The 9,572-nt window shown below is 74.5% G+C and carries 9 protein-coding genes; 4 read left to right on the top strand and 5 right to left on the bottom strand.

Annotation, left to right across the window (positions count from 1 at the left end; genetic code table 11):
- Positions 1 to 143: 143 nt before the first annotated feature.
- Genes scpB through EBM89_RS18120 form a run of 5 tightly spaced genes read right to left on the bottom strand, consistent with a single transcriptional unit; the run spans position 144 to position 4,696 of the window.
- Complete coding sequence (gene scpB, locus EBM89_RS18140) at positions 144 to 860, bottom strand: SMC-Scp complex subunit ScpB (protein WP_122151038.1); 717 nt, start codon at positions 858 to 860, stop codon at positions 144 to 146.
- Positions 857 to 1,789, bottom strand: a complete 933-nt coding sequence (locus EBM89_RS18135) for a segregation and condensation protein A (RefSeq protein ID WP_122151037.1) — start codon at positions 1,787 to 1,789, stop codon at positions 857 to 859. Before EBM89_RS18135 ends, scpB begins: the two co-directional genes overlap by 4 nt.
- Positions 1,773 to 2,639: a ParA family protein gene (locus EBM89_RS18130; protein ID WP_122151036.1), complete on the bottom strand. Its 867-nt coding sequence runs from the start codon at positions 2,637 to 2,639 to the stop codon at positions 1,773 to 1,775. The genes EBM89_RS18135 and EBM89_RS18130 overlap by 17 nt, the downstream gene beginning before the upstream one ends.
- A gap of 28 nt (positions 2,640 to 2,667) precedes the next feature.
- Positions 2,668 to 3,696 carry a site-specific tyrosine recombinase XerD gene (locus EBM89_RS18125; RefSeq protein WP_122151035.1) on the bottom strand — a complete coding sequence of 343 codons (1,029 nt, stop codon included), beginning with the start codon at positions 3,694 to 3,696 and terminating at the stop codon, positions 2,668 to 2,670.
- 40 nt (positions 3,697 to 3,736) lie between these two features.
- The gene (locus EBM89_RS18120) at positions 3,737 to 4,696 is read right to left on the bottom strand and encodes a heme o synthase (RefSeq protein WP_439647204.1); all 960 of its coding nucleotides are present in this window, start codon (positions 4,694 to 4,696) and stop codon (positions 3,737 to 3,739) included.
- A 310-nt stretch (positions 4,697 to 5,006) separates the two neighbouring features.
- Between EBM89_RS18120 and tal the strand changes: the two genes are divergently transcribed.
- Genes tal through pgl form a run of 4 tightly spaced genes read left to right on the top strand, consistent with a single transcriptional unit; the run spans position 5,007 to position 9,356 of the window.
- On the top strand, positions 5,007 to 6,125 hold the full coding sequence (gene tal, locus EBM89_RS18115) for a transaldolase (RefSeq protein ID WP_122151034.1): 1,119 nt from the start codon (positions 5,007 to 5,009) through the stop codon (positions 6,123 to 6,125).
- The gene (gene zwf / locus EBM89_RS18110) at positions 6,122 to 7,663 is read left to right on the top strand and encodes a glucose-6-phosphate dehydrogenase (RefSeq protein ID WP_122151033.1); all 1,542 of its coding nucleotides are present in this window, start codon (positions 6,122 to 6,124) and stop codon (positions 7,661 to 7,663) included. Before tal ends, zwf begins: the two co-directional genes overlap by 4 nt.
- Positions 7,660 to 8,577 (top strand): glucose-6-phosphate dehydrogenase assembly protein OpcA, encoded by a 918-nt coding sequence (locus tag EBM89_RS18105; RefSeq protein ID WP_122151032.1) that lies wholly within the window; start codon positions 7,660 to 7,662, stop codon positions 8,575 to 8,577. Before zwf ends, EBM89_RS18105 begins: the two co-directional genes overlap by 4 nt.
- Positions 8,574 to 9,356 (top strand): 6-phosphogluconolactonase, encoded by a 783-nt coding sequence (pgl, locus tag EBM89_RS18100; RefSeq protein ID WP_122151031.1) that lies wholly within the window; start codon positions 8,574 to 8,576, stop codon positions 9,354 to 9,356. The genes EBM89_RS18105 and pgl overlap by 4 nt, the downstream gene beginning before the upstream one ends.
- The last annotated feature ends 216 nt before the right edge of the window (positions 9,357 to 9,572 follow it).

Raw genomic sequence — 9,572 nt, 5'->3', positions numbered from 1 at the left:
GCCACGGCCCGCACCGGCACCGCGTCCGCCACCAGCGCCACGGCCGCCACCGGCACCGCCGGACCGGCCTGCCGCCCCGCTCCCGCCACGGGGGCCACCGCCGCCCGCGCCACGGCCACGGCCGCCCTGTCCTGCTGCACTCATCACACGTCTCCTGTCGTACGGTTCACGCCGTCCAGCCCGTCGAACGCGTCGATGTCGGGCAGGTAGGGCGCGAGCGGGGGCAGCTCGTCGAGGTTCGTGAGGCCCATCCGCTCGAGGAAGTATCCCGTGGTCCGGTAGAGGACCGCACCTGTGGTCGGGTCGGTGCCGGCCTCGGCGACCAGCCCGCGGGTGGTCAGGGTGCGCACGACCCCGTCCACGTTGACGCCGCGCACGCCCGAGACCTGCCCGCGGGTGACGGGCTGGCGGTAGGCGATCACGGCGAGGGTCTCCAGCGCGGCCTGGGTGAGGCGCGCGGTCTGGCCGTCGAGCACGAACCGCCCGACGACCTGGTGGAACACCGGCGAGGAGTAGATCCGCCAGCCCTCCCCGGCGCGCCGCAGCTCGTACCCGCGGGGTCGGCCGCCGTGCTCGCCGCGGTACTCGGCGGCGAGGTCCGCGAGCAGCGCCTGGACGCGCTCGGTCGGCAGGTCGAGGACCGTGGCGAGGCGCACAGCCGGGATCGGCTCGTCGGCGACCATCAGCACCGCCTCGAGCGCGGCGAGGGCGCCGCCGGGCAGGTCGTCGACGTCCGGGACCGGCTCGGGCGCCTCGAGGACCGTCCCCGGCGCGAGGACGGTCGCCTCGGCATCGGGCGCCCCGCCCTGCTCGCCCTGCGCCCCGGCCCCGGGTGCGACGGCGTCGTCCGGTGCGCTCATGCCTGCTCCCCCGCGTGGTCGGTCATCTCCGCGATCTCCTCGACGGCCGGTGGCGCGTCCTCGTCGTCGTAGTCGGTGCGCACGGCGACGTCGCCGTCCTCTGTGCCGGTCCAGCGCACGGTGAGCTCGCCGAGCGGCGTCACCTGGTCGAAGCCGACGACGCCCTCGCGGAACAGCTCCAGCAGCGCGAGGAACCGGGCCACCACCACGAGGGTGCCGTCGGCGTCGGCCGTCAGCGTGCGGAACGTCGCGGCGCCGCCGTGCCGCAGCCGGTCGACCAGGACGGCGGCCTGCTCGCGGACGCTGACGGCGGGCGCGTGCAGGTGGCTGATGTCGACGCCGGGCGGCGGCGGTGCGGGCGCGAGGGCCTTCGCGGCGAGCGCGGCGAGCTCGTCGGGCCCGATCTGCCACACGAGCTCGGGCAGCATGGCGGCGAGGTGCGGCTCGAGCGGGACGGTGCGCGGGAACCGGCGGCCCTGGTCGGCGAGGCGCGACCCCAGGTCCCCGGCGACGACCTTGTACGCGCGGTACTGCAGCAGGCGCGCGAACAGCAGGTCCCGGGCCTCCAGCAGCTCCAGGTCCTCGGCGTCCTCGACGTCGCCCGCGGGCAGCAGCCGCGCGGCCTTGAGGTCGAGCAGGGTCGCCGCGACGAGCAGGAACTCGCTGACCTGCCCGAGGTCGAGCTCGCGCCCACCCGCGGCGGCGGTGCGCTCGGCGGCCCGCAGGTAGGCGATGAACTCGTCGGTGACCGAGGCGAGCGCGACCTCGGTGATGTCGAGCTTGTGCTTGGAGATCAGGCCGAGCAGCAGGTCGAACGGCCCGGAGAAGTTCTCCAGGTGCACCTCGAAGGCGCTCGACCCGGTGGGGGTCTGCGCGGGGTCGGCGACCTCGGCCGGCTCAGCCGGGGTCGTGTCAGGCGGCGTCGCCACGGGCGACGAGCTCCCGGGCCAGCTGCCGGTAGGCGTGCGCCCCGGCGTGGGTCGGCGCGTACGTCGTGATGGGCTCCGCGGCGATGGACGCGTCGGGGAACTTCACGGTCCGGCCGATGACGGTGTGCAGCAGCGTGTCGCCGAACGCCTCGTACACGCGGGCGACGACCTCGCGGGCGTGCAGCGTGCGCGGGTCGTACATGGTGGCGAGGATGCCGTCGACCTCGAGGCGCGGGTTCAACCGGTCGCGCACCTTGTCCACGGTCTCGACCAGCAGAGCGACGCCGCGCAGCGCGAAGAACTCGCACTCCAGCGGGATGAGGACGCCGTGCGCGGCGGTGAGCGCGTTCACGGTCAGCAGGCCGAGCGACGGCTGGCAGTCGATGAGCACGACGTCGTAGTCGTCCACGACCGGGCGCAGCACGCGCGCCAGGATCGACTCGCGGGCGACCTCGTTGACGAGCTGCACCTCGGCAGCCGACAGGTCGATGTTCGCGGGCAGCAGGTCCAGCCCGGGGATCTCGGTCGGCCGGATCACGTCCGACACCGCGGTGTTCTTGTCGACCAGCAGGTCGTAGACGGTCCGCTCGAGCTCGTGCGGGTTCGCGCCCAGGCCCACCGAGGCGGCGCCCTGCGGGTCGAAGTCCACGATCAGCACCCGGCGCCCGTACTCGGCGAGCGCGGCGGCCAGGTTGATGGTGGTCGTCGTCTTGCCGACCCCGCCCTTCTGGTTGCACATCGCGATCACGCGAGCGGGACCGTGCGCGGCGAGGGGCGCGGGGACGGGGAACTCGGGCAGGGCCCTGCCCACCGGGTCGAGAGCGGTCTCGGTCTTGTCCTCGCGTGCCACCAGGACACCCTACCGGCGACGGCGCCGGTCAGCCGCGTCCCGCGCCGGTCGCGCGTCGCGCGCGCGGGTGGCTGGTGGCGTACACCTCGCGCAGGGTGTCGGGCGTCACCTTCGTGTAGATCTGCGTCGTCGTGACCGACGAGTGCCCCAGCAGCTCCTGGACCACCCGGACGTCCGCGCCGCCCGCCAGCAGGTGCGTCGCGAACGAGTGCCGCAGGGTGTGCGGGGACACGTGCTCGGCCCCCGGCAGGCCCGCGCGCTCGGCGGCGGTGCGGAGCACGGCCCAGGCGCTCTGGCGGGAGAGCCGCGCGCCCCGGGTGTTGAGGAACACCGCCGAGCCGCTGCGCCGCGGGTCCCCGCCCGTCGTCCGGGTCCCGGTCGCGAGAGCGGGCCGGGCGCGCACCAGGTACGCCTCCACGGCCTCGACCGCGTACGCCCCGACCGGGACGACCCGCTCCTTGCGGCCCTTGCCGAACAGCCGGACCGCCGCGCGCCCCGGGGTGAGGTCGAGGTCGTCCACGTCGAGGCCGACCGCCTCCGAGATGCGCGCGCCGGTCGAGTACACGAGCTCCAGCAGCGCGCGGTCCCGCAGCGGCACCGGGCCGTCCCCGAGGGACGCGGCGTCCAGGAGCCGCTCGACGTCGTGCGTGGAGATCGCCTTGGGCAGCACCTGCGCCTGCTTGGGCGGCCGCACCGCGCGGGCCGGGTCGGCGTCCGCCATGCCCTCCAGCACGCAGAACCGGTGCCAGCCGCGCACCGCGACGACGGCGCGCTTCGCCGACGACGCCGACAGCACGGCGCGCCCGTCCGCGCCGGTGCGGACGGCGGTGAGGAAGTCCTCCACGTCCGCCTCCCCCACGTCGGCGACCCGGGTGCGGCCCGCCGCCGCGAGGTGCGCGAGGTACCGGTCGAGGTCCCGGCGGTACGCGGCGAGGGTGTTCGTCGACAGGCCGCGCTCCACGGTGAGGTGCGCGAGGTAGCCCTCGACGGCGGAGCGCAGGGCCGGGGCGACGTCGGTCGGCGCGCCGTCGGGCGCCGTGGTGGTCGCCTCCGTCATGGGGTCGTCCTCCCCGCCGCTGCGCGCGGCCCGCCGTCGGTCAGAGCGGGAGGAACACGTCGACCGCCACCGCGACCGACAGCAGCGACAGGTACGTGATCGACCCGTGGAACACCGACATCGCGCGCAGCTTGCCGCGGCTCGGGTCCTGGGCGCGACGGTACAGCGCGATGTTCGACCACAGGAACCACACGCCGAGCACGGAGGCGACGACGGCGTACACCCAGGTCATCCCGGCGACCGGGACCAGCAGCAGCGAGCACGCGATCATCGCGACGGTGTACGCGATCATCTCGCGCGCGACCTTCGACTCCGCGGCGACGACCGGCAGCATCGGGACGCCCGCGGCGGCGTAGTCCTTGCGGAACTTCATGGACAGCGGCCAGTAGTGCGGCGGCGTCCAGAAGAAGATCACGCCGAACAGCAGCACCGCCGCCCAGGACAGCCCTCCGGTGACCGACGACCACCCGATCAGCACCGGCATGCAGCCCGCGGCACCGCCCCAGACGATGTTCTGCGGGGTGCGGCGCTTGAGGATCATCGTGTAGCCGACGACGTAGATGAGGATCGCTCCGCCGGTCAGCAGGGCCGACGGCACGTTCACCAGCAGCGCGAGCCACAGCAGCGAGGCGACGCCGAGCGCGAGCCCGAAGACCAGCGCGGCGCGCGGGGTGATCTCCCCCGTGACCAGCGGCCGGCGCTTGGTCCGGTTCATCACCTGGTCGATGTCGCGGTCGATGTAGCAGTTCAGGACGTTCGCCGACCCGGCCGCGGCGGCACCGCCGACGAGCGTGGCGAGCACCAGCCCGACCGGGGGGAACCCGCCCTGCGCGAGGATCATCGTCGGCAGCGTCGTCACGAGCAGCAGCTCGATGACGCGTGGCTTGGTGAGCGCGACGTACGCGGCGACCCGGCGACGCAGGGTGCGCGGCCCGGGGGCGGGGCGGGGGCCCGCGCTCGCCGGGGACCCGGCGGGAGCGGCAGGGCTCGTCGTGCGCACTCCGGTCCTCCGCCCGTCCTCGGCCCGCACGGCACTGCTCTGCCGCACGGATGAACCCGACCATCCTACGGGTCTCCACGCAGCAGGTGCGGCCATCACACCCCCGGGACCTCGGTCCCAGAGGTGTGATGTCCGTCGCCCTGGGCCCTTCGGCCTGTGGACGAGGCGGCGGACCTCGTGGTGCCGGGTCTACGCTCGAAGTCGCACGCCCGGCACCTCGGTGACCCGGGCGTTCGCGGCGCCCGGCACGGCCGGGCACACGTCCGTCGACGTCCCGCCCCCGCGGGACGAGAAGTGAGGTGGCACGACGATGACAGAGGGCACCACGCCGCTCGACCAGGTGGCCGACGCCGGCGTCGCGGTCTGGCTGGACGACCTCTCCCGGGAGCGCCTGCGCACCGGGAACCTGCAGGAGCTCGTCGACCGGCACCGGGTGGTGGGCGTGACGACGAACCCGTCGATCTTCGCCTCCGCGCTGTCGAAGGGCGACGCCTACGACGCGCAGCTCCGCGAGCTCGCCACGGCGGGCACGGACGTGGACGACGCGGTCTTCGCGATCACCACCGACGACGTCCGCGACGCCGCCGACGTGCTCCGGCCCGTCTACGACGCGACCGACGGCGTCGACGGCCGCGTGTCCATCGAGGTGGACCCGCGCCTCGCGCACGACGCCGCCGCGACCGTCGAGTCCGCCCGCGCGCTGTGGTCGACCGTGGACCGGCCGAACGTCTTCATCAAGATCCCGGCCACCGTCGAGGGCCTGTCCGCCATCGCGGACGTGCTCGCCGAGGGCATCAGCGTCAACGTCACGCTGATCTTCTCGCTCGACCGGTACCGCGCCGTGCTGGACGCGTTCCAGTCCGGCCTGGAGCGCGCCCGCGACGCCGGGCACGACCTGGCCCCGATCGCGTCCGTCGCGTCCTTCTTCGTGTCACGCGTGGACGCGGCGGTCGACCCGCGCCTGGACGAGATCGGCACCGACGAGGCCGCCGCCCTGCGCGGCGCCGCCGCCATCGCCAACGCCCGTCTCGCGTACGGCGTCTACACCGAGGTCGTCGCGGGCGACCGCTGGCAGGCGCTCGCCGCCGCCGGCGCGAAGCCGCAGCGCCCTCTGTGGGCGTCCACGGGCGTCAAGGACGAGGCCTACCCCGACACCCGCTACGTCGACGAGCTCGTCGTCGCGGGCGTCGTCAACACCATGCCCGAGGCCACGCTGCGCGCCGTCGAGGACCACGGCGACGTCCGGGGCGACACCGTCACCGACACGCAGGCCGCCGCGCAGGAGGTCATCGACCGCCTGGCCGGGCTGGGGATCTCGCTCGACGAGGTCACTGACCAGCTCGAGCGCGAGGGCGTCGAGAAGTTCGAGTCCGCCTGGTCCGACCTGCTCGGCACCGTCCGCGACGGCCTCGGCGGGGTGACCGCGTGAGGCCCGCCAAGGTCACCGCCGAGCACAACCCGCTCCGGGACCCGCGCGACCGCCGCCTGCCCCGCATCGCCGGGCCGTCCGGTCTGGTGATCTTCGGCGTGACGGGCGACCTCGCGCGCAAGAAGCTCATGCCCGCGGTCTACGACCTCACCAACCGCGGCCTGCTGCCCCCCGGCTTCGCGCTCACCGGGTTCGCGCGGCGCGACTGGGAGGACCAGGACTTCGCGCAGATCGTGCACGACTCCGTCAAGGAGCACGCCCGCACGCCCTTCCGCGAGTCCACGTGGCGCCAGCTGTCCGAGGGCATCCGGTTCGTCCAGGGCTCCTTCGACGACGACGACGCGTTCGACCGGCTCCGCGAGACCGTGCACGAGCTCGACGTCAACCGCGGCACCGGCGGCAACCACGCGTTCTACCTGTCCGTGCCGCCGAGCGCGTTCCCGGTGGTCTGCAAGCAGCTCGCCCGCTCCGGGCTGTCGGAGTCCGTCGAGGACGCCTGGCGCCGGGTCGTCATCGAGAAGCCGTTCGGCCACGACCTCGCCTCCGCGCGCGAGCTCAACGACGTCGTCTCCTCGGTGTTCCGCCCGGACGACGTGTTCCGCATCGACCACTACCTGGGCAAGGAGACGGTGCAGAACCTGCTGGCGCTGCGCTTCGCCAACCAGATGTTCGAGCCGATCTGGAACGCCAACTACGTCGACCACGTGCAGATCACGATGGCCGAGGACATCGGCGTCGGCGGTCGCGCGGGCTACTACGACGGCATCGGCGCGGCCCGCGACGTCATCCAGAACCACCTGCTGCAGCTCCTGGCCCTGACGGCCATGGAGGAGCCGGTCACGTTCGACGCGCACGACCTCACGGCCGAGAAGATCAAGGTCCTGTCCGCCGTGCGGGTGCCGAAGGACATCGGCAAGCACACCGCCCGCGGCCAGTACGCCGCCGGGTGGCAGGGCGGCGAGAAGGTCGTCGGCTACCTCGACGAGGGCGGCTTCGACCCCAACTCCACCACCGAGACCTTCGCCGCGATCCGCGTCGACGTGGACACCCGCCGCTGGGCCGGGGTGCCGTTCTACCTGCGCACCGGCAAGCGGCTCGGTCGCCGCGTCACCGAGATCGCCGTGGTCTTCAAGAAGGCGCCGCACCTGCCCTTCGAGTCCACCGCGACCGAGGAGCTCGGCAAGAACGCCCTGGTCATCCGCGTGCAGCCCGACGAGGGCGTGACCCTGCGGTTCGGCGCCAAGGTGCCCGGCACCGCCATGGAGGTCCGGGACGTCACCATGGACTTCGGCTACGGCCACGCCTTCACCGAGTCCTCCCCCGAGGCGTACGAGCGCCTGATCCTCGACGTGCTGCTCGGCGACCCGCCGCTGTTCCCGCGGCACGAGGAGGTCGAGCTGTCCTGGAAGATCCTCGACCCGATCACCCAGTACTGGGCGAGCCGGGGCAAGCCCGAGCCCTACCGGGCCGGGACCTGGGGGCCCGAGTCGGCCGACCGGATGATGGAGCGCGACGGACGGACCTGGAGGCGACCGTGATCATCGACCTGCCCAAGACGACCACCCGCGACATCAACAAGCGGCTCGTCGACGAGCGCGACGAGGGCGGCGCCGTCGCCCTCGGGCGGGTGCTGACGCTCATCATCGACGTCGGTGCGCACGACCCCGAGGCCGCCATCGAGGCCGCCAACGACGCGAGCCGCGAGCACCCGTGCCGGGTGGTCGTGCTCACCGAGAAGGGCCCGCGGGCCGAGTCCGAGCTCGACGCCCAGATCCGCCTCGGCGGCGACGCGGGCGCCAGCGAGGTCGTCATCCTGCACCCGTCCGAGGCGCAGGCCCGGCACCTCGACACCCTCGTGCTGCCGCTGCTGCTGCCGGACGCGCCGATCGTCGCGTGGTGGCCCTACGACCCGCCCGCCGACCCGTCGCAGCACCCGATCGGCCAGCTCGCCCGCCGCCGGATCACCGACAGCACCGAGTGCGCCACCCCGTCGGACGTCCTGCACCGGCTCGCCGGGACCTACGCCGAGGGCGACACCGACCTCGCGTGGACCCGCACCACCCTGTGGCGCGGGCTGATCGCCGCGACCCTGGACCAGCCGCCGTTCGAGCCCGTGCAGCGCGCGGTCGTCGCCGGCGAGTCCACGCACCCGTCGGTCGACCTCATGGCCGCGTGGCTCGGCTGGGCGCTCAACTGCCCCGTCGACATCGAGCGGCAGGCCGACGCCCCCGCGATCACCCAGGTCCGCCTGGAGCGGAGGTCCGGTGCCATCGTGCTCGACCGGCCCGACGGCAAGACCGCCGCGCTGCGCCAGCCCGACCAGCCCGAGCACCGCATCGCCCTGCCGATCCGCCAGCTGCGCGAGTGCCTGGCCGAGGAGCTGCGGCGGCTCGACGCCGACGAGGTGTACGGCGAGGTGCTCCGCAAGGGGCTGACGAAGGTAGGAGCATGACCACCACTCCCGAGGGCGCCCCCCGCACCGTCCTGGTGCACCCGGACGCCACGGTCCTCGCCGAGGCCACCGCCGCCCGGCTGCTGACCCGCCTCGTCGACCTGCAGTCCGCCGCCTCCCCCGTGCACGTCGTGCTGACCGGCGGCACGGTCGGCATCACGACCCTCGCCGCCGTCGCCGCCTCCCCGGCGCGCGCCGCCGTCGACTGGTCCGGCGTGCACCTGTGGTGGGGCGACGAGCGGTTCCTCCCCGACGGGGACCCCGACCGCAACGAGACCCAGGCCCGGGACGCCCTCATCGGCGCGCTCGGCGACGCGCTGCCCGCGACGAACGTGCACGCCATGCGCGCCCTCGACCCCGCCGCCGGGATCGCCACCCCTGAGGACTCCGCCGCCGCGTACGCCGCCGAGCTCGCCGCGTTCGCCCCCGAGGGCGCGAGCGTCCCCGCGTTCGACGTGCTCATGCTCGGCATGGGACCCGACGGGCACGTGGCGTCGCTGTTCCCCGGGCACGAGGCTGTCGGCACCACCGGCGTCCCCACGGTCGGGGTGCACGGCTCCCCCAAGCCGCCGCCGCTGCGCGTCTCGCTGACGTTCGAGACCATCCGGGCCGCCCGCGAGGTGTGGGTCGTCGCCGCCGGGGCCGAGAAGGCCCCCGCCGTGGCGTCCGCGCTGTCCGACGCGCCGGTGGACGTGACCCCCGCCACGGGCGCGCGCGGCACGGCCGCGACGCTGTGGCTGGTCGACGCCGCCGCGGTCGCGGAGGTCGGCGCGGCCTGACCCGACGCCCCGCCGGCCAGCGTGGCACCACGACGCCCTGTCCCCGGGTCTCCCGGGGACAGGGCGTCGCCTCTACCCGGCCGGTGTCCCGGCTCCCGGCCACCTCGCGCGCCACGCCGTGCGCGGCCGTCGCGGGCGGCGCACCCGAGGCGCTGCCGGCGCAAGGCGGGCGGCTCAGCGCAGCGCAGCGCAGGACGGACGCAGCGCAGCGCGGAC

The sequence above is a fragment of the Cellulomonas triticagri genome (genome assembly GCF_003696205.1).
Classification (GTDB): Bacteria; Actinomycetota; Actinomycetes; order Actinomycetales; family Cellulomonadaceae; genus Cellulomonas; species Cellulomonas triticagri.
The sequence above is the reverse complement of the archived record's forward strand: the minus strand, read 5'-3'. Positions and strand labels throughout refer to the sequence as shown.

Excerpts from the sequence above, each read along its gene's own strand:
- scpB (WP_122151038.1), bottom strand. The coding sequence starts at position 860 with ATGAGCGCACCGGACGACGCCGTCGCACCCGGGGCCGGGGCGCAGGGC.
- EBM89_RS18125 (WP_122151035.1), bottom strand. The coding sequence starts at position 3,696 with ATGACGGAGGCGACCACCACGGCGCCCGACGGCGCGCCGACCGACGTC.
- tal (WP_122151034.1), top strand. The coding sequence starts at position 5,007 with ATGACAGAGGGCACCACGCCGCTCGACCAGGTGGCCGACGCCGGCGTC.
- pgl (WP_122151031.1), top strand. The coding sequence starts at position 8,574 with ATGACCACCACTCCCGAGGGCGCCCCCCGCACCGTCCTGGTGCACCCG.